Below are 25,480 nucleotides of genomic sequence, written 5' to 3'. Positions count from 1 at the left end.
GCCTCAGATGTGCGGGACCGAGTCGGGAATGGCGTAATACGTCGGGTGGCGGTAGACCTTGTCGCCGCTGGGCGCGAAGAACGCGTCCTTCTCGTCCGGGCCGGAGGCCACCACGTCGTCAGAGCGCACCACCCAGATGCTCACGCCCTCGTTGCGCCGCGTGTAGAGATCGCGCGCGTGATGCACCGCCATCTCGTGGTCGGCGGCCCGCAGGGACCCCACATGCACGTGGTTGAGGCCGCGCTTGGCCCGCACGAACACCTCGAACAGCGGCCACTCGTGCCGGACCTCGCCGCTCATGCGCGCACCTCCCGTGTCTTGGCCGCGTGGGCCGCGGCCGCTTCCCGCACCCAGGCGCCGTCCTCGTCGGCCCGCCGCCGGTGGGCGATCCGCTCGGCGTTCATCGGGCCGTCGCCCGCGATCACGCGCTTGAGCTCCGACCAGTCGATCGCGCCGAAGTCGTAGTGCCCGCGGTCGGCGTTCCACCGCAGGTCGTCGTCGGGCAGCCGGACCCCGAGCGCGTCGGCCTGGGGCACGCTCATGTCGACGAACCGCTGCCGGAGCTCGTCGTTGGTGTGCCGCTTGATCTTCCAGGCCATCGACCGGGCCGTGTTGGGCGAGTCGCCGTCGGGCGGGCCGAACATCATCAGCGACGGCCACCACCAGCGATTGACCGCGTCCTGCACCATCTCGCGCTGGGCCTCGGTGCCGCGCATCATCGTCATCAGCAGCTCGTAGCCCTGCCGCTGATGGAACGACTCCTCCTTGCAGATCCGGATCATCGCCCGCGCGTACGGCCCGTACGAGCTGCGGCAGAGCGGCACCTGGTTGCAGATCGCGGCCCCGTCGACGAGCCAGCCGATCACCCCGACGTCGGCGAACGTCAGCGTCGGATAGTTGAAGATCGACGAGTACTTCTGGCGGCCCTCGATGAGCCGGCGGGTCAGGTCGCCCCGGTCGGCGCCCAGCGTCTCGGCCGCCGAATACAGATAGAGCCCGTGGCCGGCCTCGTCCTGCACCTTGGCCAGCAGGATCGCCTTGCGCCGCAACGACGGGGCCCGGGTGATCCAGGCCCCCTCGGGCTGCATCCCGATGATCTCGGAGTGGGCGTGCTGCGCGATCTGCCGGATCATCGTCGCGCGATAGCCGTCGGGCATCCAGTCGCGGGGCTCGATCCGCTGATCCTTCTCGATCGTCGCGGTAAATGCCTGCTCACCACTCATGACGCCTCCCAGCTGAAGAAGCCCTGACCCGCCTTGCGGCCCAGCTCGCCGCGGGCCACCTTGTCGCGCAGCAGCCGCGGCGGGGCGAAACGCTCCCCCAGCTCGCGGTGCAGATGCTCGGCGATGGCCAGCCGCACGTCGAGCCCGACCAGGTCGGTGGAGCGCAGCGGGCCCATCGGGTGGCGATAGCCCAGTTCCATCGCCCGGTCGATCGAGGCGGCGTCGGCCACGCCCTCCTCGAGCATGCGGATCGCCTCGAGGCCGAGCAGCACCCCGAGCCGGCTGGTGGCGAACCCAGGCGAATCCCGGACGACGACCTCGCTCTTGCCGAGCCCGGCCACCCACGAGCGGGCCGCCTCGCGCGCGGCATCACCGGTGAGCGAGCTGGTGACGATCTCGACGAGCTTGCTGGCCGGCACCGGGTTGAAGAAGTGCATGCCCACGAAGCGCTCGGGCCGTCGCAGCCCGTCGGCCAGGCCGGTGATCGACAGCGAACTGGTGTTGCTGGCCAGCACCGTCTGCTCGCCCAGGACCCGCTCGGCCGCCGCCAGCACCTTGACCTTGAGGGCGGCGTCCTCCGGCACGGCCTCGACCACCAGATCGGTGTCGGGGCTCAGCCCGCTCACGTCGTCGACCAGCCGCAGCCGTTCGAGCACCGCGTCGGCGGATTCGTCGAGAACGCCCTTCTCCGCGGCCCGCAGCAGGCCCATGGCCACCCTGTCGCGGGCCGCCGCGGCCGCCGCGGGATCGCGCTCGACCAGGCCCACCATCGAGCCCGCGACGGCGAAGACCTGCGCGATCCCCGCCCCCATCCGCCCGCCGCCGATCACGGCGACGAGCTTCGGCACCACCGCCACCGGCGCGCTCATGACCGACCACCGGCGAGGAAGGCGTCCATCCGCGCGCGCTTCTCGTCGGACTCGAACAGGATCGCCTGGGCCAGGTCGTCGGTCAGCGGGTGCCCGCCCCCGTCGGCGACCAGCTTGGTGAGGCGCAGAGCCAGAGCCCCCGTACGGGCCATCCGATCGAGCACGGCATGCGCGCGCTCGAGCAGCTTCTCGGCCGGCACCACCTCGGCCACCAGCCCGAACCGCAGCGCGTCGTCGGCGTCGAGCCGCCGCCCGGCCAGCAGCACCTGCTTGGCGACCGAGGCGCCGAGCAGCTCACGCAGCCGCCAGCAGGCGCCCGCCGCGGCCAGGATGCCCAGTCCCGGTTCCGGATTGCCGAAGACGGCGGCCGGCGAGGCCAGGCGCACATCGCACGCGTACGCCAGCTCGGCGCCCCCGCCCAGCGCGTAGCCGTCCACCGCGGCCACGACCGGCAGCGGCAGCTTGGCGATCCGGTCGAAGACCCCCCGGTTGATGCCCAGCAGGGCCTGCTCGCGGCCGCGGTCGCGCAGCTCGCCGATGTCGGCCCCGGCGGCGAACGTGCCCCCGGCGCCGGTGATCAGCAGCAGCCGGGGCTTCGCCTCCAGGGCCGCGCACACGTCGTGCAGCTCGCCGACCATGGCCGCGTTGATGGCGTTGCGGGCCTCGGGCCGCTGCAACGTCACCACCACGCGGTCGTCGAGCTCCTCGACGGCGAGTGTCGTCACGGCCGTTCCAGCAGCATCGCGACGCCCTGGCCGACACCGACGCACAGGGTGGCCAGGCCGCGGCGGGCGTTCTCGCGCTCCATGCGGCCCAGCAGCGTGACCGTGATGCGCGCGCCCGAGCAGCCCAGCGGGTGGCCGAGCGCGATCGCGCCGCCGTCGGCGTTGACCCGCTCCTCGTCGAGCTTGAGCCGGCGGATCACCGCGAGGGACTGCACCGCGAACGCCTCGTTGAGCTCGACCGCGTCGAGGTCGGTCGTCGCCCAGCCCACCCGGTCGAGCGCCTTCTCGGTGGCGGGCACCGGGCCCAGACCCATGAGCTGCGGCGGCACCCCGGCGCTGGCCGCGGTGACCACGCGGGCGCGCGGGGTCAGGCCGTAGCGCTCGACGGCGGCCCGGCTGGCCACGACCAGCGCGGCGGCGCCGTCGCTGAGCGGGGACGACGACCCGGCCGTGACGACGCCACCGGCTCGGAAGACCGTCTTGAGGCCGCCCAGCTTTTCCAGCGTGGAACCGCGGCGCGGGATCTCGTCGGTGCTCGCGTCGCCGACCGGCACGATCTCGCCGGCGAAGCGGCCCGCGTCGATCGCCGCGATCGCCCGGTCGTGGCTGCGCAGCGCGAACGCGTCGCTCTCGGCCCGGGTGATGCCGTCGAGCGCGGCCACCTCCTCGGCCGTCTCGCCCATGCTGAGCGTGATCCGGCGATCCTCCGGGCCGCGACCGGCGCCCTTGTCGTGCTCCTTGAACACCGGGTTGGTGAAACGCCAGCCCAGCGACGTGTCGACCACCTCGCCGGGACGGGCCCACGGGGTGCCCGGCTTCTGCATCACCCACGGCGCCCGGGTCATCGACTCGACGCCGCCGGCCACGATCAGGTCGGCCTCGCCGGCCCGGATCTGGTTGGCCGCCGACACGATCGCGGTCAGGCCGCTGGCGCAGAGCCGGTTGACCGTGTAACCCGGGACCGTGTCGGGCAGGCCCGCGAGCAGCGCCGCCATGCGGGCCACGTTGCGGTTGTCCTCCCCCGCCTGGTTCGCCGCGCCCAGCACGACCTCGTCGATCTCGTCGGCGGGCACCCCGGCGCGGGCCACCGCCTGCCGGACGACCAGCCCGGCGAGATCGTCGGGGCGCACACCGGCGAGCGCGCCGCCGTATTTGCCCTGGGGGGTGCGGACGCCGCCGACGAGGAAGGCCTCAGCCATCGTGGATCCTCCGGTGCTCAGATGTGGTGGCGGGACTGCAGGGTGAAGAACCGGCCGGTGACGAAGTGGTCGTCGCTCAGCGAGGCCGTGGCGGCCGGGTTGGCCCCCGAGCCGTGCAGGTCGCTGAACGCGGCAGTCTGATTGACGAACACGCCGCCCGTGAGGTTTTCGGCGAGGTGCACCCCCGCGTCGAGGGCCGCCTCGCGGGCCGCGGCCAGCACCTTGGGCTTGGTCGAGTGGACCAGGGCGGTGAGCGCGCCGTGGGCCCGCACCGTCTCGACCAGGATGCGCAGGCTGTGCTCGGTCGACTCGGTGGTGATCACGAACGAGACCGGACCGAACCACTCCCGCGTGTACGCCTTCTCGTCGGCGGCGTCGAGGCCGACAACCACCGGCGTACGGATTGTGGCTCCGGGGTTTTGCTCGTCGGCGACCTCGGCCGTGGGGTGGATGACGCTGCTCGCGCCGGCCGCCTCGGTGAGCCGGGCCAGCACGCCGTCGTTGACGATCGCGCCGAGCGTGCCGGCCGCGCGCGCCGGGTCGCCGAGCAGCTTGTCGAGCGCCGCGGCCAGGTCGGCCCCGAACTCCTCGACGCTGCGGTGACCGGCGTCGGTCTCGATGCCTGCCGCCGGGACCAGGATGTTTTGCGGGGTCGTGCACATCTGGCCGCTGTAGAGCGAGAGCGAGAAGGACAGGTTGCGCAGCAATCCCTTGTAGTCGTCGGTGGAGTCGACGACGACCGTGTTGAGCCCGGCCTTCTCGGTGTAGACCACGGCCTGGCGGGCGTTCGCCTCGAGCCAGTTGCCGAACTCGCTCGAGCCGGTGAAGTCGACGATGCGGACGTCGGGGTGGGTGGCCAGCGTGGCCGCGATGCCGTCGCCGGGCTGCTCGACGGCCAGGCTGACCAGGTCGGGGCTCTGGCCCGCCTCGGCCAGCACCTCGCGGCAGATCTGCACGGTGATGGCGAGCGGCAGCACGGCGCCCGGGTGCGGCTTGACGATCACCGGGTTGCCCGTGACGAGGCTGGCGAACAGGCCGGGATAGCTGTTCCACGTCGGGAAGGTGGTGCAGCCGACGACCAGGGAGACGCCGCGGCCGACGACCGTGCTGGTCTTGGTCAGGCGCAGCGGGTCGCCGCCACGCTGAGGCTTGCTCCACTCGGAGGTGGCCGGGATGCTGCTCGTGGCGGCCAGCGCGTAGGCCACCGCCTCGAGCGCGCGATCCTGCGCGTGGGGGCCACCGGCCTGGAACGCCATGACGAAGGCCTGGCCCGTGGTGTGCTGCACGGCGTGCGCGAGCTCGAAGCTGCGCGCGTTGATCCTCTTGATGATCTCGGCGGCGACCCCGGCCCGGCCCTGCGGCCCGACGGCGCGCCAGGCCGGGGTGGCGGCGCGGGCCGCGGCGATCAGGGCCAGGGGGTCGGCCTTGGGATAGCTGACGCCCAGCTCGAGACCCCACGGCGAGCGCTCGGTGGAGACGCTGCCCTCGGCGCCGGGCACCTCGATCGGGAACGGCTCGCCGAGCAGGGCCTGGAAGGCGCGCTGGCCCTCGGCGGCGGCGGTCTCGCCGTAGACCGACTTGCTGGGCGACTCGGGGAAGGCCGACCAGTAGTCGCGGGCGGTGGTCGCCTTCACGGCCTGGTCGAGCAGTTCGGCATGCGTCTCGTAGAACTCGGCGGGGGTGGTCATCCTGCGCTCCCTTGCGCTCGCGTGCCTATTTATCTACCGTCCGTTCGGTAGGTAAATCAACCCCGGGAGCGACAATGGCATCTTCTGCTGCGCCCCGCCGGCGCGGACGCCCCGGTCATGACCAGGATGCCGTGCTGGCCGTCGCGGTGCGGCTGTTCAACGAGCGCGGCTACGACTACACGAGCATGTACGACCTCGCGGTGGCGCTCGGGATCACCAAATCGAGCGTCTATCACCACATCGCCAGCAAGGAGCAGCTGCTGCAGATGGCGATGGACCGGGCACTCGACGGCCTGTTCGAGGCGGCCGACGAGGTGCGCGCGCTCGACGTCCCCGCCCTCGAACGACTCGAGCAGCTGATCCGGCGCAGCGTGATCGTGCTGTCCGACCGCTTCGAGTACGTGACGGTGCTGCTGCGCGTGCGCGGCAACACCGAGGCCGAGCAGCACGCCCTGGCCCGCCGGCGCGAGTTCGACGGGCTGGTCACCGAGCTCGTCAAGCAGGCTCAGGCCGAGGGGGACGTACGGCCCGATGTTGACCCGCCGACCGCGGCGCGCCTGCTGCTCGGCATGGTCAACTCCCTCACCGAGTGGTATCGGCCCCGGCCCGGTGGCGCCGAGGCGATCGCCGACGCGGTGACCGTGCTGGCCTTCGACGGCCTGCGCACCTGATCTTCACAACTCCTCCCCCGGCCGGGCACGCCGGGTTGCGGGAGTGCCCGGATTGGCTAGCGTGGGCGCCGATGAAGCGAAGCCTGGCCGTCGCCGCGGTCGTCCTCCTCGGCGCTTGTTCCCCCGGCGATCCCCCGGCCGCCGCGCCCGCACCCTCTTCCGCGGCGCCCGCGCCCTCCTCCGCCGCGCCTTTGCCCTCCTCCGCCGCGCCTCCACCCGCTTCCGTTGCGCCTCCGCCCGCGGACTGCGTCACCACGACCCTGGACGGGCTCGACCTGGCCGAACGCGTCGGCCAGCTGCTCATGATCGGCGTCGCGGTGAACGCGCCCAGCGGCGCCGGTGACACGCTGCGGCGCTATCACGTCGGCGGGGCCTTCCTGCGCGGCCGCAGCACGCACACCGCCGCCCAGCTCAAGTCGGACATCGCCGGCCTGCAGAAAGGCTCGGCCGTGCCGATGCTCGTGGCCGTCGACCAGGAGGGCGGCAGCGTGCAGACCCTCAAGGGCCCCGACTTCCCGCGGCTGCCGTCGGCCTTCCGGCTCGGCCCCGGCTCGCCGGCGACGCTGCGCGACACCACCCGCGCGAGCGCCCGCCGCCTGACCGGCATCGGCGTGAACCTCAACCTGGCCCCGGTCGCCGACACCGTCCCGAAGAGCATCGGCGAGGGCAACCCGCCGATCGGGGCGTTCCGCCGGGAGTTCGGCTCCGACCCGGCCCGGGTGGCCGCGGCCATCCGCACGGTCGTTCCCGCCTCGCAGGACGCCGGCGTGCTGACGACGCTCAAGCACTTCCCGGGGCTGGGCCGCGTCCGCGTCAACACCGACGTCTCGACGGGCGCGACCGACAACGTCGCGACGGTCGACGATCCTTACATGGCCCCGTTCAAGGCGGGCATCGACGCCGGTTCGGCCGCCGTGATGATCTCGTCGGCGCGCTATCCGAAGCTCGACCCCGCCGCGGTCGCCGCCTTCTCGAAGCCGATCATCACCGGCCTGCTCCGGGAGAGGATCGGCTTCGACGGCCTGGTGATCTCGGACGACCTCGGGGCGGCGCGGGCCGTCACCGGCGTCTCCCCGGCCCAGCGCGCGACCCGGTTCGTCGCCGCAGGGGGCGACATGGTGCTGACGATCGTCGCCTCCGACGCCGCCCCGATGGCCGGCGCTCTCATCAACAAGGCCGAAACCGATCAGTCCTTCCGCTCCCGGGTGGACGACGCCGCCCGCCACGTCCTGCAGACGAAGGAGAAGGCCGGCCTCCTCCGCTGCGGCTGACGGCGCCACCCGTTCCCGGTCAGGCTTTACGTAGCGCGAACACCAGGCCGATCGACTCGTCGGCGAACTGCTGGGCGCCGGGCCAGCCGGCCTCGCCCTCCGCATAGGACGTGGCCAGCACCTCGTCGGCCACCAGGGCGGCGTGCTCGGTCAGGGCCTGGGCCGTCTCGCCCTCGGCCGACCAGCGCAGCTCGATGCGGTCGGAGACCTCCAGGCCGCTCGCCTTGCGGGCCTCCTGGATCTGGCGGACCGCGTCGCGGGCGATGCCGGCCCGGCGCAGCTCAGGGGTGAGCGACAGGTCGAGCGCCACAGTGGCGCCCGAGTCGGAGGCCACGGCCCAGCCGGCCCGCGGGGTCTCGGTGATGACGACCTCGTCGGGACCCAGCGCGATCTGCTCGCCGTCGACCTCGAGCGACGCCGTGCCCGTGGCCCGCAGCGCGTCCTTCAGCTCGGCGGCGTCGGCCGCGGCGATGGCCTGCGCGACCACCTGCACCTTCTTGCCGAACCGCCGGCCCAGCGTACGGAAGTTGGCCTTGGCGGTGGTGTCGACGAAGGAACCGGCGACCGAGCCGACCTCGCCCACGTTGAGCTCCGCGGCGATCTCGGCGCGCAGGCCGGCCGGCAGGGTGTCGAAGCCGGCGGCCGAGGCGAGGGCGCGCGACAGCGGCTGGCGCACCTTCATGCCCGACTCGGCGCGGGCCGCCCGGCCCAGCTCGACCAGCCGCCGGACCAGCGCCATCTGCGTCGACAGGGCCGGGTCGACCAGCGACTCGTCGGGCTCCGGGAACGCGGCCAGGTGCACCGACTCGGGCGCCTGCGGGTCGACCTCGACGACCAGGTCGCGCCACACGCGCTCGGTCACGAACGGCGTCAGCGGCGCCATCAGCAGCGTCACCGTGCGCAGGGCCTCGTGCAGCGTGGCCAGCGCGGCCGGGTCACCGCGCCAGAACCGGCGGCGGCTGCGGCGCACGTACCAGTTGGACAGGTCGTCGACGAACGCGGCCAGCAGCCGGCCCGCCTCCTGGGTGTCAAAGCCCGCGAACGCCGCGTCGACCTTGCGAACCAGGTCGTTCAGCTCGGACAGCACCCAGCGGTCGAGCAGCGTGCGCTCGGCCGGCGCGGGGTCGGCGGCCGACGGCGTCCAGCCCGAGGACCGGCCGTAGAGCACCTGGAACGCGACGGTGTTCCAATACGTCAGCAGCGTCTTGCGGACGACCTCCTGCAGCGTGTTGTGCCCGACCCGGCGGGCCGACCAGGGCGAGCCGACGCAGGCCATGAACCAGCGGACCGCGTCGGCGCCGTGCGTGTCCATCAGCGGGATCGGCTCGAGGATGTTGCCGAGGTGCTTGGACATCTTGCGGCCGTCCTCGGCGAGGATGTGGCCCAGGCAGACGACGGTCTCGTAGGACGAACGGTCGAAGACCAGCGTGTTCACCGCCATCAGCGTGTAGAACCAGCCGCGGGTCTGGTCGATCGCCTCGGAGATGAACTGCGCGGGGAAGCGCTGCTCGAAGAGCTCCTTGTTCTTGTACGGATAGCCGAACTGGGCGAACGGCATCGAACCCGAGTCGTACCAGGCGTCGATGACCTCGGGCACGCGGGTCGCCGTCGCCGCGCACTGCGGGCAGGCGAAGGTCACCTCGTCGATGAACGGCCGGTGCGGGTCGAGCCCGGCGAGGTCGCGGCCGGCCTTCTCACCGAGCTCGGCCAGCGAGCCGATGCAGGTCAGGTGGCCCTCGGGGCAGCGCCAGATGGGCAGCGGCGTGCCCCAGTAGCGGTTGCGGGACAGCGCCCAGTCGACGTTGTTGTTGAGCCAGTCGCCGTAGCGGCCGTGCTTGACCGTCTCCGGCTGCCAGGTCGTCTTCTCGTTCTCCCGCAACAGCGCATCCCGTACGGCGGTGGTGCGCACGTACCACGACGGCTGGGCGTAGTAGATCAGCGCGGTGTGGCAGCGCCAGCAGTGCGGATACTGGTGCTCGTACGGGTCGAGGCGGAACAGCAGGCCGGTGCGCCGCAGCTCCTCGACCAGCGGCTCATTGGCCGTACGGAAGAAGAGGCCGCCCACCATCGGCAACTCGGCCTCGAACGTGCCGTCGCGCCGCACCGGATTGACCATGGGCAGCCCGTACGCCCGGCAACTGGCGAGGTCGTCCGCGCCGAAGGCCGGGGACTGGTGCACGAGGCCGGTGCCGCTGTCGGTCGTCACGTAGTTCGCCAGGATGACGATGTGCGCGTCGGGCACCTCGACCAGCTGGAAGGGCGGCTTGTACGTCCAGCGTTCGAGCTCGGCGCCGGTGAACGTCTCGCCGGTGGCCGTCCAGCCCTCGCCCAGCACCTGGCTCGCGAGCGGCTCGGCGAGCACCAGCCGCTCGTCGCCGTCGGTCATCACCACGTACGAGACGGTGGGGTTGACTGCGACGGCCGTGTTCGAGACCAAGGTCCACGGCGTGGTCGTCCAGACCAGCAGCGACGTGGTGCCGGCGAGCGGGCCCGAGGTGAGGGGGAACCGGACGTAGACGGCGGGGTCGACGTCGGTCTCGTAGCCCTGGGCGAGCTCGTGGTCGGAGAGCGTCGTCTGGTCGCGCGGGCACCAGGGGGCGACGCGGAAGTCCTCGACCAGCAGGCCCTTGTCGAAGATCTGCTGCAGCGACCACCAGACCGACTCGATGTAGTCCGGATCCATCGTGCGATACGCGTCGGCCATGTCGACCCAGTAGCCCATGCGCTCGGTGAGCTCGGCGAACGCGTCGGTGTGGCGGGTGACGGAGGCGCGGCAGCGGGCGTTGAACTCGGCCACCCCGTACGCCTCGATGTCCTGCTTGCCGCTGAAGCCGAGCTCCTTCTCCACCGCGAGCTCGACCGGGAGCCCGTGGCAGTCCCACCCGGCCTTGCGGGCGACGTGGAAGCCCTTCATCGTGCGATAGCGCGGGAAGACGTCTTTGAAGACGCGCGCCTCGATGTGGTGGGCCCCGGGCATGCCGTTGGCGGTGGGCGGGCCCTCGTAGAAGACCCACTCCGGGCGGCCCGCGGACTGCTCGAGGCTGCGCGCGAAGATCTTGTTGTCCTGCCAGAAGCGCAGGACGTCGTGGTCGAGGGCGGGCAGGTCGACCTGCGCGGGCACCGGGCGATACAAGGCATTCCTCCGTCGGACGTGTCGTGTCATACGTCATCAACAGAGGGACGAGTTTTACCCCGCGGTACCACCCTCTTTGACCGCGGCGGTCGTGCCCGCGGCCCACTCGAAGTGGATTGCTGCCGGTTCTACTCGGCCCTGCGGCCTTTCCTCCGGCGGCTCCGGGGTGATCTTCGGGCCGCGCACACCCCCGGGCTTCCACCGTCCCCGGGTCTCTCCTGGCTGCGTGCGGTCCTACTCGTCCCCATCAGTGCCCTGCGCCGATGATGCTACCGGGCTCGGCCGGCGGGCTGCCATGAGGTTTTCCGCAGTGCTTCCGCGGATCACCAGACGGGGGACCAGAACCATCTCGCTCGCCGTCGTGCGGCCGCCGTCGAGGCGCGAGACCGCGGCCCGCACGGCGTCGCGGGCCTGGGCCGGGGCGTCCTGGTTGACCGAGGTCAGGTCGATGTGGGCCAGCCGGGCCAGGCTGCTGTCGTCGTAGCCGACCACCGAGACGTCGCCGGGCACGTCGACGCCGGCCCGGAGCAGCGCGTCCATCAGGCCCACGGCGAGCCGGTCGTTGGAGGTGACGACCGCGGTCGGCCGGTCGGGGGCGGCGGCGAGCAGCCGGCCCACCCGTACGCCGCCCTCCTCGGTGTGATCGCCGTGGAGCACCGCCGCCTCGAGCCCGGCCCGGCGCATCGCCCGCCGATATCCGCGCCGCCGGGCGGAGGCCACCGCACCCCGCCCACCGTCGACGAACGCGATCCGGGTGTGTCCGAGATCGATCAGGTGGTCGAGCGCGGCGTCGACCCCCACGTCGTCGGCCGGGCGCACCACGTCGACGTCGAGCCCGCGCGCCATGCGGCCGACCACGACACAGGGCACCTGGGCCGCCAGCGCGGCCAGGGCGGCATCGGGCGCGTCGGGGCCGAGCAGGATGAGGGCCTCGCACCGGAAGTCGAGCAGGGTCTCGAGGGCGCGGGCCTCGTCGCGGGCCCGGGTGAGCGTGGAGAGCACCACCTCGTAGCCGGCCTGATCGGCCTCGACCTGGATCTCCTCGACCAGCTCGGCGTGGAACGGGTTGCGCACGTCGAGCAGCACGCCCAGCAGGTGGCGCCGGCGGCGGGCGAGCAGGCTGGCCGTGCGATCAGCGCGATAGCCCAGCTCGGCCGCGGCGGCCAGCACCCGCTCGCGGGTCTCGGCGCTCGGGCCGGGGGCGCCGCGCAGCACGAGCGAGACCGAGGCGGGCGAGACGCCGACGCGGGCCGCCACGTCGGACAGCCGCGGTCGCTGATCCACTATTTCACTCCTTGCACACGACTTGACACCCAGCGAGATCAACATCGATATTACAGGCGTCCTTAAAGCGCTTTAAAGAGGTGCCCATGACAGTCGGAGTCGCAGTCATCGGCGCGGGCATGGTCGGCCGCGCTCACGCCAACGCCTATCGCCAGGCCGCCACCGTCTTCGGCCTGGACCAGCCCGCCCCGCGCCTGGTCGCGATCGCCGACCTGCACGAGCCGTTCGCCGCCGACGCCGCCGCGCGCTACGGCTACGAGCGCGCCGAGACCGACTGGCGCGCCGTCGTCGACGCGCCCGACGTCCACGCGGTCAGCGTCGCCGTGGCCAACAGCCTGCATCGCGAGATCGTCGAGGCCGCGCTGGCCGCGGGCAAACACGTGCTCTGCGAGAAGCCGCTGGCCCCGAACGTGGCCGACGGCGAGGCGATGGTGGCCGCGGCCGCCGCCGCTCCCGGCCAGGTCGGCGCGACCGGGTTCACGTTCCGCCGCTCCCCCGCCCTCAATGCGCTCAAGGAGCAGGTCGAGGGTGCGCTCGGCCCGGTCCGCCACTTCGTCGGCAACTACTGGTGCGACTACGGCTTCGACCCGCAGCGCCCGATGAGCTGGCGTTATCAGGGCGGCCCGGGCTCGGGCGTGCTGGCCGACATCGGCAGCCACATGACCGACCTGGCCGAGTTCTTCTGCGGCGACACCACCGACGTCCACGGCACGACCATGGCCACCCTGATCAAGGATCGGCCCAAGCCCATCGGGGTCGCCGTGGGCCACGCCGGTGGCGTCCAGCTCAGCGACGAGCGCGCCCCCGTGGAGAACGAAGACGTCTGCACGTTCACCGCCGGCTATGCGAGCGGCGCGGTCGGCACGTTCTCGCTGTCGCGGGTCGCGTTCGGCCACGCCAACACCCTGCGCGTCGACCTCTTCTGCGAGAACGGCACGGCCTCGTTCGACCTGACCCGCCCGGCCGAGTTCAGCATCATCGACGGCGGTCCCGACATCGCGGTCAACGGCGCCCGCACGGTCCTCATCGGCCCCTGGCATCCGTACGTCGCGCGGGGCCTGCCCATGGATTTCCCCACCGTCGGCCACGGGCAGAACGACTTCTTCGTCTATCAGGCCCGCGCGTTCCTCGACCAGATCGCCGGCGTCAAGGGGCTGCCACCCTGCCCCGACCTGGCCCACGGCCTGCACAACTTGCGCGTCCTCGAGGCGGTCGTGTCCGCCGCCCAATCCTGAAAGGACCCCGCCCATGCGCCTCGGTGCCTACACCGCCTGCCTGCACGACCGCCCCCTCGACGAGACCCTCAAGATCCTCGGCGAGATGGGCCTGACCAGTGCCGAGATCAACACCGGTGGCTTCATCGCCGCGCCCCACATCCCGATCGACGACCTGCTGGCCAGCGCGGGCGCCCGCGAGGAATACCTGGGCCGCTACACCCAGGCCGGCATCACGCTGACCGGGCTCAACTGCAACGGCAACCCGCTCAACCCCGACCCGCTGGTCGGCCCGCGTCACGCGGAAGACCTGCGCCGCAGCATCGAACTGGCCGCCCAGCTCGGGGTCAAGCGCGTGGTCACCATGTCGGGCCTGCCCGGCGGCGAACCCGGCGCCACGGTGGCGAACTGGGTGGTCAACCCGTGGGACAGCCAGTGGCTCGACGTGCTCGACTACCAGTGGCAGCAGGTCGCCGTCCCGTTCTGGCGCGACATCCAGGCCCGGGCGGCCGACGCCGACGTCAAGGTCTGCATCGAGATGCACCCGCACAATCTGGTGTTCAACCCGCCCACGTTGCTGCGCCTGATCGAGCAGACGAACGCCACGCACGTGGGCGCCGAGATGGACCCGAGCCACCTGTTCTGGCAGGGCATGGATCCGGTGGCCGCCATCGAGTTCCTGGGCGACCGGGTCTTCCACGCCGCCGCGAAAGACACGCGCATCAACGAGGCCAACGCGCGCCGCTTCGGGGTTCTCGACGACCGCTTCTCCCGTACGCCGGAGGATCAGAACCCGCTCAACCTCGGCGGCCGCAACACGCTCAACCAGTGGCCGTCCGAGCCGGCGTGGCAGTTCGTCGCCGTGGGCCGCGGGCACGGCGACGAGTTCTGGGTGCCGTTCCTGCAGGCGTTGCACCGCATCGACCCCGACATGGCCGTCAACATCGAGCATGAGGACACCGAGCTCGACCAGATCGAGGGCCTGCGACAGGCCGCCGAAAACCTGATCGCCGCAGGCCGCAAGGCAGGCATCTGACACACGGGACCCCGCCCCGCGAGGGTCGGCGGGACGGGGTCCGATGAGAGATCAAGCGCGACACCGAGTTGGCTCAGCGCTGACGGCTGCGGCTTGTGCGCGGCTCTTGCTCAGCGCAGCGCTCGGCTTTGCGCAGCGCTGCGCTCGACTCTTGCTTAGCGCGGCACTCGGCTCTTTGCTCGGCGCGGCGCTCGGCTCTTGGTCAGCGCAGCGCTCGGCGGCCGCGGCGGCCGGCCGTGCCTGCGACGATGGCCACACCCACGGCGGCCACGACCACCTGGATGACGAGTTCCAGCACGCTGAATCCGGAGGTGTTGACCCCAGCGGCACGGGCGATCACGGTGCCCAGCAGGGCCGCGACGACACCGATGAGCATCGTCAGCCAGATCGGGATGTTCTGCCGGCCGGGCACGACCAACCGGCCCAGCGCTCCGACGATCAGACCCACGATGAGCGCGGTGATGATTCCGGTGACGGTCATGTGACTTGCTCCCTCGAATCGACGTTGCCTCATCAATCCCCAGGGGCTCCGCCGGCTACCCATGACAATTGTGTGTCAACTGACCAACGCGTAATTCGTCACCCCTTCATCCCGCCCCTTCTCCCTATCCGCTCCTTACCTTCTCCTGACTCGTGCCGCTCTTCGGGCCGTTCGTCGGTCAGCTCGGGAGGGCGAGCAGACTCTCGGCGGTGTCGACGATCGTGTCCTCGATCGGGCGGGTCTTCCAGCCCAGCAGTCGTTCGGCTTTGGCCGAGGACGCGTCGAGGTTGCGGCCGATCAGCGCGCGCAGGTTCCGCATCTGCGGATTGACCTTGGCCAGCCCGCGCGCCACCAGCAGCGGCATCTCCCGGGTCGGCACCTTGGCCGCGCGCTCGCCGAGCCGGTCGCGCAGCACGGCGGCGACCTCGCGCAACCACAAACTGTGCCCCGCGGTGGCGATGAACCGTTCACCCGCCGCGGCCGGCTCGGTCATGGCGAGCAGGTGCAGCGCGGCCACGTCACGGACGTCGACGTAGCCGGTCGCGAACGGCAGCAGGGCCGGCATCGAACCGTCGAGCATCTGCGCGATCGCGTTGAGCGAAGGCGAGTAGTCGGGCCCGAGCACCGGACCGAGCACGGCGGTGGGGTTGACCGTGGCCAGTTCGAGGCCGCTGCCCGCTGCGTAATCCCAGGCGGCGCGCTCGGCCAGGGTCTTCGATTTCTGGTACGGCGCGATGTCGGCGTCGACGTTCGTCCAGTCCCGCTCGGTGAACGGGGTGTCCCGCCGGTCATGCCCGTACGCGATGGCGCCGATCGCGGAGGTCAGCACCACCCGCCGCACGCCCGCCGCCCGGGCCGCCCGCAAGACTCGCAAGGCACCGTCGACGGCCGGCCGAACCATCTCGTCGTCGCTGCGCGGCACCTGAGTCAACGTGGGCGAGGCGACGTGCAGCACGTAGTCGCAGCCGTCGACCGCCTCCCGCCAGCCCTCGTCGCTCCGCAAGTCGGCACGAAACACCCGCAGCCTGTCAGCACTCTCGGCCCCGCCGTGCCCCGGCATGTCGCTGGGCCCCGTGCTGCTCCGTCGAAGCGATTCGCGCAGCTGTGGTTCGCGGGCCAGATCGCGCACCGTCGTGCGGACCGAGTGCCCCGCGTCGAGCAGGGCCAGCATGCACCAGCCGGCGATGTAGCCTGTGCCGCCGGTCACCAATACGTTCGCCATCGTCTTCTCCCAGCCGTTCGGTCGTCTCCGCTCGAAGTTAACGGAGACCTCTCCGCTTGCGCAACGGCTATCCGGAGATTTCTCCACTTGCACGTCATGGTGATCCGGAGATATCTCCGCTAATGTCGTGAGGTACCCGTCCGGCAGGGGAGACATGGTTCGCTCAGACGCCCGCGAGAACCGCGCTCGCATCCTCGCGGCCGCCCGCGAGGCGTTCACCGAGGACGGCGACACCTCGATGAACCAGATCGCCCAGCGGGCCGGGGTCGGCCCCGGCACCCTCTACCGCAACTATCCCAACCGCGAAGCCCTCATCCTCGACATCTACCAAGAGGAGATCGACAAACTGGCCGACACGGTCACCGCCCTGCTCGAAGCCCAGACCCCGCTGGAGGCACTCCGCCTCTGGACCCTCGATCTGGTCGACGCCATGCGCAAGAAGCACGGCCTCGGCGGCGCCCTCAGCGCGACCGCCCACGCATCGATCACCGAACGCTCCTACGGCCCGGTCATCACCGCGATCACCCACCTGCTCGACGCCGGCAAGCAAAACAACACAATCCGCCCCGACGCCGAACCCGCCGACTTCCTCCAACTCACCGGAGCCCTCTGGCGCGCCGCCCCCGACCGCACAGAGCCGATTCTCACTCTGATCCTGGACGGCCTGAGCTCTCACTCCACTCGCTGATCACCCGTCACGTGGACAGGTTCGTGCCGGATCGTTCGCCGCGATGGTCGTCAACGGCGCCGAGGGGCGACCAGGCAGAAGGCAAAGAGTGGATAGGGAGAAGGGGCGAGAGCGACCAGGTAGAAGGTCAAGAGTGGGCGGAAAAAGGGGGCGGGGCGTCAGAGGGCGGTGCGGGCGGCGTCGAGGAATGCTCTATGCGGCTCCTCGATTGCGTTGGCCACGGTGCGGCCTTCGGGTAGGCCCTCCCAGACGGCGCCGTTGAGCACGAGGAAGTAGGCGCGCGCGGCGTCGTGGACCGGCGGGGGGAACAGGACGCGGATCATGCGTTCCTCGACCCAGAAGCGGTTCATCACGGCCTGGGTGGGCGTGTGCCACTCATCGCCCTCCACCCAATCCGGCGGGCGGCTGAAGGCGCATCGTTCCGCGTCCGCGGCGACGGTGATGAAGCGTTCCAGCAGGGCCAGGCGCTCGGCCCGACGCGCCTCGGTCCGTACGGCCTCCTGTTTGGACTGTTCCAGCCGAGCTGCCGTCTGCTGAGTGGTGCGCTGCACCAGAAACGACAGCCCGCCGCCCAGGGCGACCCCGCCCAGCGACGTCAACGCCGCCCACGCTTCCCCCGCCACGCACGGCATGCTGCCGGAGATGTGTCGCCGCTGTCGACCCCGGGACGCTTGACGGCGGCTTTGGTAAGTCGTAGCTTACCGTTCGTGGGTACTTACCAAAGGCCCGACGGGTGGGAGATTCTCGGGGATCCGAGCCGGCGCGCCATCGTGGAGTGCCTGGCCGAGCGGCCCCGGGCCGTGGGCGAGCTCGCCGACACGTTGCCGATCAGCCGGCCCGCCGTGTCCCAGCACCTCAAGGTGCTCAAGGACGCGGGGCTGGTGGACGACGAGGCGGCGGGCACGCGGCGGGTCTATCGGCTCAACCCGGCGGGGGTTTCCGCGCTCCGCGACCAGCTCGACATGTTCTGGAAGCGGACGCTGCAGGGTTTCGAGGAGATCGTCGAGGACGACGAGAGGAATGCCGTGACCGAGGCACCGGAGCAGGACGAGGGGAAGTCATGACCGAGGCAACCGAGCAGGTCGTGCTGCGGCACGTCGTCGTGAAGGCGTCGCGCGAGCGGGCGTTCGAGCTGTTCACGACGCGGTTCGGCGACATCAAGCCGCGCGATCACAACCTGCTGGATTCACCGATCAAGGAGACGGTGCTCGAGCCGTACGTGGGTGGCCGCATCTACGACGTCGTGGAGGACGGCCGCGTCTGGTCGTGGGCGCGGGTGCTGGCCTACGATCCGCCGGACCGGGTGGTCTTCAGCTGGGACATCGGGGTGCAGTGGACCCTCGAGACCGACCTGGAGAACACGAGCGAGGTCGAGGTCCGCTTCATCGCCGAGACCCCCGACCGTACGCGGGTCGAACTGGAACACCGCAACCTCGACCGCCACGGCCCGGGCTGGGAATCGCTGCGCGACGGCGTCGCCGACGACCAGGGCTGGCCGCTCTACCTGCAGCGCTTCGTCGCGCTGACCGAAGCCTGAGATGGGGGGCCGCCCACCCGGCGGCCCCCTGATCTAAGAATGCCTCTGCTGATACTGGTTGATCTGGCTCAGGTTGTAGCGGGCGCTGTCCTCGGCCCGCTCCTCCCAGGCGAAGACGCACACGGTGGCGATGCCGTCGAAGCCGACCTCGTTGAGCGAACCGAAGAACCCATCCCAGTCGACCTCGCCCTGTCCGATGTCGAGATGCTGGTGAATACGGGCGGTGGAGCCGGGCGGGTTGACGATGTAGCGCAGGCCCGACGAGGCGCGGAAGTCGAACGAGTCGGCGATGTGCACCTGCGTGAGCAGCGGACCGGCGTACCGGATGATCTCGGCCAGATTGCCGCCCTGGTGGAACGTGTGGGGGCAGCAGTAGAGGAAGCTGACCAGCTCGGAGTTGATGCCGCGGATCAGGTTGACCGCCCCGATGCCGTCCTCGAGGAAGTCGTCGGGGTGCGGTTCGAGCACGAGCCGCACGCCCTCGCGCTCGAAGATCGGCAGCAGCTCCTCCATCGAACGCCAGAACTGCGCCTCCGACTCGGCCGCCCGCTCCGGACGGCCGTTGAACTCGGAGTTCATCACGTCGACGCCGAGATCGACGGTGATCTCGATGGCCCGCTTCCAATACCGTACGGCGGCCTGCCGCTCGTCCTCGTCCGGTCCGGACCACTTATAGAGCGGCAGCACCGACGCCACTTCTACGCCGGCGGAAGCGAGGGCCTTCCGGAACGCCGCTACGCCCGATTTGTCCACGCGCGGGTGGAGGAAGAACGGAAGAAAGTCGTCGCGGGGTGAGAGTTCGATGTGGTGATAGCCAAGGTCGGCCACGGCACGTGGCAGTTCGAGCAGGGGTGTGCGCCGGAGCATGTAGGGGTCGAGCGCAATCTTCATGCGGGGACCTCCGTGGCGTACAGCTTGGGGCGTTCGGTCAGGAGGACGGGGACGCGGTCGCCTGTGCGGAGGGCGGCCACCCCGGCGTCGGAGACCACGGCGGCCGCGTAGCCGTCCCAGGCGCTCGGGCCGATCGGCCGCCCCACGGTGCGCAGCGAGTCGATCCATTCCTGGAATTCCACGTCGTACGCGGTGAGGAAGCGTTCCCGCCAGTCGGCCGGGACCGGGTCGGACGTCTTGCCGGCCACCCGCACCTGGACGGGGCTGAGCGAGCCGAGCGCCGCCGTGCCGTTCTCGCCCACGATCTCGCCGCGGATGTCGTAGCCGTACCGGATGTTGACCGAGGTTTCCACGTCGACCAGCGCGCCGTTCTCCATCTCGAACAGCAGCATCAGCGGGTCCTGCAGGTCGCCGCCGTTGGCGCTGCGGCGGGGGCGGAGCACCCGTACGGCGGTGATCTCCTCGCCGAACATCCAGCGGACCATGTCGATCTCGTGGACGGCCGTGTCGGTGATCGCCATCTCCTTCTCGTAGAAGCCGGGCACGCTCGCGTTGCGGTGGGCGCAATGCATCATCAGCGGCGCCCCGAGCTCGCCCGTACGCAGCACCGCCTTGAGCGCCCGGTACGACGCGTCGTAGCGCCGCATGTAGCCGACCTGCACGAGCCGGCTGCCGTGCGCGACCTCCGCCTCGAGGATCCGCAGGCACGCCTCCTGCGTCGTGGCCAGGGGCTTCTCGCAGAACACGGGCTTGCCCGCCGCGATCGCCGCCAGCACGTACTGCTCGTGGGTCGGCCCCCACGAGCAGACCACCACGGCCTCGACCGATGAATCCGAAATAAGCGATTCGCCCGATTTGTGCACAGAAGCGCCCAACGGGCCGGCAACAGAGTCGGCAATCGCAAGATCCACGTCGGAGACCGCGACAACCCGGACCCCGGCCAGCACCGAGGTCATCCGCCGAATGTGATCCTGTCCGATCATGCCGGTGCCGATAACCCCGACCTGCAACATCGTATTCACCGCTTCAACTCGTGGGACAGCTCGGCCAGCTCGTCCCCGCCCGCCATCTGCTGGGTGAGCTGGTCGATCCCGACCTCGTTACGGTTCTTGTCGAGCGCCATCCGCCCCAGCTTCAAAATCACGAAGTGGTCGCCGACCAGATAGGCGTGGTGCGGGTTGTGCGTGATGAAGACGACGCCCAGCCCCGCGTCCCGGGCCGCGGCGACGTACTTCAGCACCACGCCGGACTGCTTGACACCCAGGGCCGCGGTCGGCTCGTCGAGAATGAGCACACGCGCGCCGAAATAGACGGCCCGCGCGATCGCCACACACTGCCGCTGACCGCCGGAGAGCGTACCGATGGGCTGGTTGATGTCTTTGACGACGATGCCCATTTTCCGCAGTTCGTTGTCGGCGATCTCCTTCATCTGCCTGACCTTGAGCCCGGCCAGCGGATAGCGGCCGGCGGTCAGCTCGGAGCCGAGGAAGAAGTTGCGCCACACCTCCATCAGCGACACCACCGCGAGGTCCTGATAGACCGTGGCGATGCCGTGACCGAGCGCCTCACGCGGCGACGAGAACGACACCTCTTTACCGTCGACGCGCAGGCTGCCCTCGTTGTGCGGGTGCAGGCCCGACATGATTTTGATCAGCGTGGACTTGCCGGCGCCGTTGTCGCCGAGCACGCAGGTCACCTCGCCCGCGCCGACGCGCAGATTGATTCCCCGCAAAGCCCGAATTGCCCCGTACGACTTCCCGACGTCCTCCATCTCGATCAGCGGCTCGCTTTTGTGCAGCGTCTGATCGGCATGCGAGGCCAGAGTGTCAGTCATGCCTAACCCACCTTCCTGGCGGTGGCCATGCGTTTCACATAAAGGTTGACCAGCACGGCGAGCAGCAGCATGACGCCGAGGAAGGCCTTGAACCAGTTCGGGTCCCAGCCCGCATAGACGATGCCGAGGCTGGTCATGCCGAAGATGAACGCGCCAATGGCGACGCCGATCGCGTTGCCGAAGCCGCCGGTCAGCAGGGTGCCACCGACGACCGCGGCGATGATGTAGAGGAACTCGTTGCCGACGCCGCTGCCGGACTGCAGCGTGTTGAAGCGGTAGAGCTGGTGCATGCCGATGAACCAGCCCAGGAACGAGACCGTCATGAAGAGCCCGATCTTCGTACGCACCACTGGCACACCGACCGCACGGGCGCTGTCCGCGTTGCCGCCGACCGCGAAGATCCAGTTGCCGATCCGGGTGCGTTGCAGGGTCCAGGCGGCGAGGCCGACGAAGAGGACCCACCAGAGCACCGAGCCCCAGACCGTCACGGAACCGATCTTGAAGTTGGACGAGAAGACTTTGGCCAGCGAGTCGAAGCCGGCGATCTGGCTGACGTCCGGAGTGGACACCGTGCCGGTGACCAGCTTGGTGACGCCGAGGTTGGCCCCCTGCAGCACGAAGAAGGTGCCCAGCGTGATGAGGAAGCTGGGAATGCCGGTACGCATCACCAGATAGCCGTTGAGGAAGCCGATCGCCAAGCAGAACAGCAGCGACAGGAATGCGCCGACCCACATGTTGACGCCGAAATACCAGCAGAACATGGAGTTGGCCAGGCCGGCCGTGTAGACGATGACGCCGGCCGACAGGTCGAACTCGCCGCCGATCATCAGCAGGCCGACGCCGACCGCGACGATGCCGATCACCGAGGACTGGTAGAGCACGGTGAAGAAGGACTCGGCCGAGCGGAACGACGGCGCCAGCGCGAGGAAGAACACGAAGATGATGATCGCCGCGACGAGGGCACCGATCTCCGGCCGCGACAGCAGCCGTTGTCCCAGGCCCATCCGTACGCGATTCGAGGGTTCGGACGGCGCCGGCGCGGGCGCCTCGAGTGTCTGGCTCATGACTGCACCCCCGGCTACCGCGTGTTGTTCTTCGTGAACGGGACGATCTTGTCGATGTTCGACGCGTCGACGAACGAGGGCCCGGTCAGCACGGCCTTGCCGCCGCCGATGTCGTTGCCGTTCTTGATGTTCAGGTAGAGCGACGTGACGGCCATGTAGCCCTGCACGTACGGCTGCTGGTCGATCGAGAACTCGATCTTCTTGTCCTTGATGTCCTGCGCGGCCTCGGCGTTGAGGTCGAAGGTGATCAGCTTGGCCGAGCTGCCGGCCTGGTCCATGGCCTTGAGGGCGTCGATGGCGATCGGGGCGCCGAGCGTGACGATGTAGTCGATCGACTTGTCCTGGGCCAGCTTGGCCTGCAGGGTCGACACGACCGAGGCGTCGTCGGCCCCGTTGACCTGGATGTTCTCGGTGCCGGGGACGGCGCTCTTGACGCCTGCGCAGCGCGCCTCGAGGGCGACCGAGCCCTGCGCCTGGATCACGCAGAGGGGGTGCTTGGCGCCCGCGTCGCCGATCCGCTTGCCGGCGGTGGTGCCGGCCAGGGTCTCGTCGGAGCCGAAATACATCAGCGCGCCGAGCTTCTGGTAGTCGTCGATGCCGGAGTTGAAGCCGACCACCGGGATCCCGGCCTCGGTCGCCGCCTTGACCGAGCCGGCCAGCGCGTCCGGGGTGACCAGCGTGGTGGCGATGCCGTTGACCTTGGAGTCGACGGCGTTCTGGATCAGGACCGCCTGCTTGGTCGCCTCCGGGTCGTTCGAGTATTTCAGCGTCACGCCGGTGTCCTTGGCGGCCTGCTGCGCCCCGTTTTTGATCTTGTCCCAGAAGGTGTCGCCAGGGGTCTCGTGCGTGATCATCGCGATCGTGTAGCCCGAGCTGCCGGCCGCGTTGCCGCCCGACGTACCGGAGTCTTCGGTCTTCTCACGACCGCCGCCGCTGCACGCGGCCGCGGCCAGCATCACCGCCGCACCGGCGGCGAGTATCCGGAAGGTGCGGGTCCGAGGGGTCATATTTTCTCTCCTGCTGAGTTGGGACGGGAGTGCAGGCCGACGGAGTTGAGATAGGTGCGGGTGCGCTGCGCGATCGGCAGCGGCACGTCGAACTCGACCGGATACATGTCCTGTTCGACGACGACGAACAGCTCGGCGTCGAGCTCGCTGAGGGCGTCGAGCACGGCAGGCACGTTCGGCTCGCCGGCCGGGGGCTCGACGCTCGCGCCCTGGGCCACGGCCTTGCCGAACGCGAGGTCCTCCTTGACGGCGCGCTCGGCGATGACCGGGTCCATCTGCTTGATGTGCACGTAGCCGATCCGGTCCGGGTATTTGCGGATGATCCCGGGCACGTCGGCCTTCCGGTACGCGAGATGCCCGGTGTCCAGGCACAGCGAGACGTACCGGGGGTCGGTGTCGGCGAGGAAGCGCTCGGTCTGGGCCTGCGTCTCCACCTGGTAGTCGGCGTGCGGGTGGAACCGCATGTGGACGCCGTACTCCTCGAGCAGGATCTTGCCGAGGGTGTTGCTGTTGCGCACCAAGGCCTGCCAGGCGTCCGGGTCGAGCTCGGCCGGCTCCAGATAGGCGTTGGTCACGTCGTCGCGATAGCCTGGCACGGGAACAAATACGACGTTTTCCCCACCCACCGCGGCGGTCAGAGCAGCGACATCGCGAGCGGCGGAAAGAACCGCGTCGAAGTCCTTGTGCGGCCCACCGGCGCCGGCCACTGTGCCACCGGCGACGCTGAGTCCCCGCTGCCCGAGTTCGTCGCGCAACTGCGCAGGATCGGTCGGCAGATACCCGTACGGGCCCAGCTCCAGCCACGAATAGCCCGACGCGACCATCTCGTCGAGGAACCGCGCCCACGGAGTCTGCCGTGGGTCGTCGGCGAACCACACCCCCCACGAGTCGGGGCAGCTACCGAGTTGCAGGTGACGAATTTCCATGAACAGACTCCGGTTCAGCTAGCCGTAGGGAAGTGCAGGGAGGCGTCGTACGCGTGGGAGACGTGCGGCCAGCGCGACGTGACGACCTTGCCGCGCGTGTAGAACGAGACGCCCTCGGGACCGTGGATGTGCTTGTCGCCGAAGAGCGAGTCCTTCCAGCCGCCGAAGCTGTAATAGGCCATCGGCACCGGGATCGGCACGTTGATGCCGATCATCCCGACCCGCACCCCGCGCTGGAACCGCCGCGCGGCCTCCCCGCTCGACGTGAAGATCGCAGTCCCATTCCCGTACGGGTTGCTGTTGATCAGCTCGATGGCCGCGTCGACGGTGTCGGCCCGCACGACCGAGAGCACCGGCCCGAAGATCTCCTCCCGATACACCTCCATCGACGGCTCGACCTGGTCGATCACGGTCGGCCCGACGAAGAACCCCTCCTCGAAGCCCGGCACAGTCAGCCCGCGCCCGTCCACCGTGACCTTGGCGCCCTCGCGCTCGCCGCTCTCGATCAGCCCCTCGATCCGCTGCTTGGCCGCGGCCGTCACCACGGGACCCATCTCGCTCGCCGGGTCCCGCCCGTTGCCCACCACGACCTCGCCCGCCTTGCGGTTGACCAGGTCGACCAGCGTGTCCCCGGCCGCGCCGACGGCCACCGCGGCCGAGATCGCCATGCACCGCTCGCCGGCCGAGCCGAACGCGGCCGCGGTCAAGTGACGGGCGGCGAACTCGAGGTCGGCGTCGGGCAGGATGATGGCGTGATTCTTGGCCCCGCCGAGGGCCTGCACCCGCTTGCCGCGCTTGCTCGCCTCGTCGTGGATGTAGCGGGCGATCGGGGTCGAGCCGACGAACGAGACGGCCGCCACGTCCGGGTGCCGCAGCAGGCCGTCGACCGCGGTCTTGTCGCCGTGCAGCACATTGAAGACGCCGTCGGGCAGCCCGGCCTCGCGCCACAACTGGGCCACGAAGTTCGACGCCGACGGGTCGCGCTCGCTGGGCTTGAGCACAAAGGTGTTGCCGCAGGCGATCGCCACCGGGTGCATCCACATCGGCACCATGGCCGGGAAGTTGAACGGTGTGATCCCGGCGCACACCCCGAGCGGCTCGCGGAAGCTGAACACGTCGACGCCGGTCGAGGCCTGGTCGCTGTATTCGCCCTTGAGCAGTTGCGGGATCCCGCAGGCGAACTCGATCACCTCGAGCCCGCGCTGCACCTCGCCGGCCGCGTCCGAGAGCACCTTGCCGTGCTCGTCCGACACGATCTCGGCCAGCGGCTTGACCCGGGCGTTGACCAGCTCCCGGAAGTTGAACAGGATCTTTGTGCGCTTGCTCAGCGAGGCCTGGCTCCACTCGTCGAACGCCGTACGGGCCGCGGCCACGGCGGCGTCGACGTCGTCAGAAGAGGCCAGCACGACGTCGTGCTGCTTCTGCCCGGTGGCCGGGTTGAAAACCGGGCCGGTGCGCGAGGAACGGCCCGAGGTGAACTCGCCGCCGATCCAATGCTCGATCGTTGCCATGACAGT

Annotated in this window: 25 protein-coding genes; 7 read left to right on the top strand and 18 right to left on the bottom strand. The window is 70.2% G+C overall.

Features of this window, described 5'->3' with window-relative positions; all coding sequences use genetic code 11:
* Positions 1-3 precede the first annotated feature (3 nt).
* Genes paaB through paaN form a run of 6 tightly spaced genes read right to left on the bottom strand, consistent with a single transcriptional unit; the run spans position 4 to position 5,704 of the window.
* The gene (gene paaB, locus JKJ07_RS46350; RefSeq protein WP_203078176.1) at positions 4-300 is read right to left on the bottom strand and encodes a 1,2-phenylacetyl-CoA epoxidase subunit PaaB; all 297 of its coding nucleotides are present in this window, start codon (positions 298-300) and stop codon (positions 4-6) included.
* Positions 297-1,223, bottom strand: coding sequence for a 1,2-phenylacetyl-CoA epoxidase subunit PaaA (gene paaA, locus JKJ07_RS46345; protein WP_203078175.1), 927 nt, complete (start codon positions 1,221-1,223; stop codon positions 297-299). Before paaA ends, paaB begins: the two co-directional genes overlap by 4 nt.
* Entirely contained in the window at positions 1,220-2,092 is an 873-nt protein-coding gene (locus JKJ07_RS46340; RefSeq protein WP_203078174.1) for a 3-hydroxyacyl-CoA dehydrogenase family protein, read from the bottom strand. Before JKJ07_RS46340 ends, paaA begins: the two co-directional genes overlap by 4 nt.
* Entirely contained in the window at positions 2,089-2,817 is a 729-nt protein-coding gene (locus tag JKJ07_RS46335; protein ID WP_203078173.1) for an enoyl-CoA hydratase/isomerase family protein, read from the bottom strand. Before JKJ07_RS46335 ends, JKJ07_RS46340 begins: the two co-directional genes overlap by 4 nt.
* Positions 2,814-4,016, bottom strand: coding sequence for a thiolase family protein (locus JKJ07_RS46330; RefSeq protein WP_203078172.1), 1,203 nt, complete (start codon positions 4,014-4,016; stop codon positions 2,814-2,816). Before JKJ07_RS46330 ends, JKJ07_RS46335 begins: the two co-directional genes overlap by 4 nt.
* Before the next feature lie 17 nt (positions 4,017-4,033).
* The gene (gene paaN, locus JKJ07_RS46325) at positions 4,034-5,704 is read right to left on the bottom strand and encodes a phenylacetic acid degradation protein PaaN (RefSeq protein ID WP_203078171.1); all 1,671 of its coding nucleotides are present in this window, start codon (positions 5,702-5,704) and stop codon (positions 4,034-4,036) included.
* A 74-nt stretch (positions 5,705-5,778) separates the two neighbouring features.
* On the opposite strand from paaN, the gene JKJ07_RS46320 reads away from it, so the two are divergent.
* Both JKJ07_RS46320 and JKJ07_RS46315 read left to right on the top strand, forming a co-directional pair.
* Positions 5,779-6,375, top strand: coding sequence for a TetR/AcrR family transcriptional regulator (locus JKJ07_RS46320; protein WP_203078170.1), 597 nt, complete (start codon positions 5,779-5,781; stop codon positions 6,373-6,375).
* Positions 6,376-6,446: 71 nt separating this feature from the next.
* Positions 6,447-7,646: a glycoside hydrolase family 3 N-terminal domain-containing protein gene (locus JKJ07_RS46315; protein ID WP_203078169.1), complete on the top strand. Its 1,200-nt coding sequence runs from the start codon at positions 6,447-6,449 to the stop codon at positions 7,644-7,646.
* A 19-nt stretch (positions 7,647-7,665) separates the two neighbouring features.
* Here JKJ07_RS46315 and ileS read toward each other — a convergent pair whose 3' ends face one another.
* Together ileS and JKJ07_RS46305 are read right to left on the bottom strand one after the other, a co-directional pair.
* Complete coding sequence (ileS, locus tag JKJ07_RS46310) at positions 7,666-10,779, bottom strand: isoleucine--tRNA ligase (protein WP_203078168.1); 3,114 nt, start codon at positions 10,777-10,779, stop codon at positions 7,666-7,668.
* A 234-nt stretch (positions 10,780-11,013) separates the two neighbouring features.
* Complete coding sequence (locus JKJ07_RS46305) at positions 11,014-12,063, bottom strand: LacI family DNA-binding transcriptional regulator (RefSeq protein WP_203078167.1); 1,050 nt, start codon at positions 12,061-12,063, stop codon at positions 11,014-11,016.
* An 86-nt stretch (positions 12,064-12,149) separates the two neighbouring features.
* On the opposite strand from JKJ07_RS46305, the gene JKJ07_RS46300 reads away from it, so the two are divergent.
* Positions 12,150-13,298 carry a Gfo/Idh/MocA family protein gene (locus JKJ07_RS46300; RefSeq protein ID WP_203078166.1) on the top strand — a complete coding sequence of 383 codons (1,149 nt, stop codon included), beginning with the start codon at positions 12,150-12,152 and terminating at the stop codon, positions 13,296-13,298.
* Between the two features lie 13 nt (positions 13,299-13,311).
* A complete protein-coding gene (locus JKJ07_RS46295; RefSeq protein WP_203078165.1) occupies positions 13,312-14,313 on the top strand; it encodes a sugar phosphate isomerase/epimerase family protein in 1,002 nt (333 codons plus the stop codon).
* A gap of 202 nt (positions 14,314-14,515) precedes the next feature.
* Here JKJ07_RS46295 and JKJ07_RS46290 read toward each other — a convergent pair whose 3' ends face one another.
* Both JKJ07_RS46290 and JKJ07_RS46285 read right to left on the bottom strand, forming a co-directional pair.
* On the bottom strand, positions 14,516-14,794 hold the full coding sequence (locus JKJ07_RS46290; RefSeq protein WP_203078164.1) for a GlsB/YeaQ/YmgE family stress response membrane protein: 279 nt from the start codon (positions 14,792-14,794) through the stop codon (positions 14,516-14,518).
* Positions 14,795-14,972: 178 nt separating this feature from the next.
* Positions 14,973-16,016, bottom strand: a complete 1,044-nt coding sequence (locus JKJ07_RS46285; RefSeq protein WP_203078163.1) for an NAD-dependent epimerase/dehydratase family protein — start codon at positions 16,014-16,016, stop codon at positions 14,973-14,975.
* Between the two features lie 154 nt (positions 16,017-16,170).
* Between JKJ07_RS46285 and JKJ07_RS46280 the strand changes: the two genes are divergently transcribed.
* Entirely contained in the window at positions 16,171-16,704 is a 534-nt protein-coding gene (locus JKJ07_RS46280; protein ID WP_203078162.1) for a TetR/AcrR family transcriptional regulator, read from the top strand.
* Between the two features lie 158 nt (positions 16,705-16,862).
* Here the strand turns inward: JKJ07_RS46280 and JKJ07_RS46275 are convergent, their stop codons facing one another.
* Positions 16,863-17,327, bottom strand: a complete 465-nt coding sequence (locus JKJ07_RS46275) for a hypothetical protein (protein WP_203078161.1) — start codon at positions 17,325-17,327, stop codon at positions 16,863-16,865.
* Between the two features lie 84 nt (positions 17,328-17,411).
* Between JKJ07_RS46275 and JKJ07_RS46270 the strand changes: the two genes are divergently transcribed.
* Entirely contained in the window at positions 17,412-17,768 is a 357-nt protein-coding gene (locus JKJ07_RS46270) for an ArsR/SmtB family transcription factor (RefSeq protein ID WP_203078160.1), read from the top strand.
* Positions 17,765-18,241 (top strand): SRPBCC family protein, encoded by a 477-nt coding sequence (locus JKJ07_RS46265; RefSeq protein WP_203078159.1) that lies wholly within the window; start codon positions 17,765-17,767, stop codon positions 18,239-18,241. Before JKJ07_RS46270 ends, JKJ07_RS46265 begins: the two co-directional genes overlap by 4 nt.
* Positions 18,242-18,274: 33 nt before the next feature.
* On the opposite strand, the gene JKJ07_RS46260 is transcribed toward JKJ07_RS46265, so the two are convergent.
* From JKJ07_RS46260 to JKJ07_RS46230, 7 genes are read right to left on the bottom strand one after another with little or no spacing between them, the layout of a single operon-like run.
* Positions 18,275-19,132, bottom strand: a complete 858-nt coding sequence (locus JKJ07_RS46260; RefSeq protein ID WP_203078158.1) for a sugar phosphate isomerase/epimerase family protein — start codon at positions 19,130-19,132, stop codon at positions 18,275-18,277.
* On the bottom strand, positions 19,129-20,145 hold the full coding sequence (locus JKJ07_RS46255; protein WP_203078157.1) for a Gfo/Idh/MocA family protein: 1,017 nt from the start codon (positions 20,143-20,145) through the stop codon (positions 19,129-19,131). The genes JKJ07_RS46260 and JKJ07_RS46255 overlap by 4 nt, the downstream gene beginning before the upstream one ends.
* A 5-nt stretch (positions 20,146-20,150) precedes the next feature.
* Positions 20,151-20,966, bottom strand: a complete 816-nt coding sequence (locus JKJ07_RS46250; RefSeq protein WP_203078156.1) for an ATP-binding cassette domain-containing protein — start codon at positions 20,964-20,966, stop codon at positions 20,151-20,153.
* A gap of 2 nt (positions 20,967-20,968) precedes the next feature.
* On the bottom strand, positions 20,969-22,030 hold the full coding sequence (locus JKJ07_RS46245) for an ABC transporter permease (protein ID WP_203078155.1): 1,062 nt from the start codon (positions 22,028-22,030) through the stop codon (positions 20,969-20,971).
* 14 nt (positions 22,031-22,044) lie between these two features.
* Complete coding sequence (locus JKJ07_RS46240) at positions 22,045-23,037, bottom strand: sugar ABC transporter substrate-binding protein (protein ID WP_203078154.1); 993 nt, start codon at positions 23,035-23,037, stop codon at positions 22,045-22,047.
* Entirely contained in the window at positions 23,034-23,963 is a 930-nt protein-coding gene (locus tag JKJ07_RS46235; protein ID WP_203078153.1) for a TIM barrel protein, read from the bottom strand. Before JKJ07_RS46235 ends, JKJ07_RS46240 begins: the two co-directional genes overlap by 4 nt.
* A gap of 14 nt (positions 23,964-23,977) precedes the next feature.
* Positions 23,978-25,474 carry a CoA-acylating methylmalonate-semialdehyde dehydrogenase gene (locus JKJ07_RS46230; RefSeq protein WP_203078152.1) on the bottom strand — a complete coding sequence of 499 codons (1,497 nt, stop codon included), beginning with the start codon at positions 25,472-25,474 and terminating at the stop codon, positions 23,978-23,980.
* Between the last annotated feature and the right edge of the window lie 6 nt (positions 25,475-25,480).

Origin of the sequence: Paractinoplanes lichenicola (assembly GCF_016785085.1) — a bacterium.
GTDB classification, from domain to species: domain Bacteria; phylum Actinomycetota; class Actinomycetes; order Mycobacteriales; family Micromonosporaceae; genus Actinoplanes; species Actinoplanes lichenicola.
Note: the sequence above shows the minus strand (reverse complement) of the source record. Positions and strands in the feature narration are given on the sequence as shown.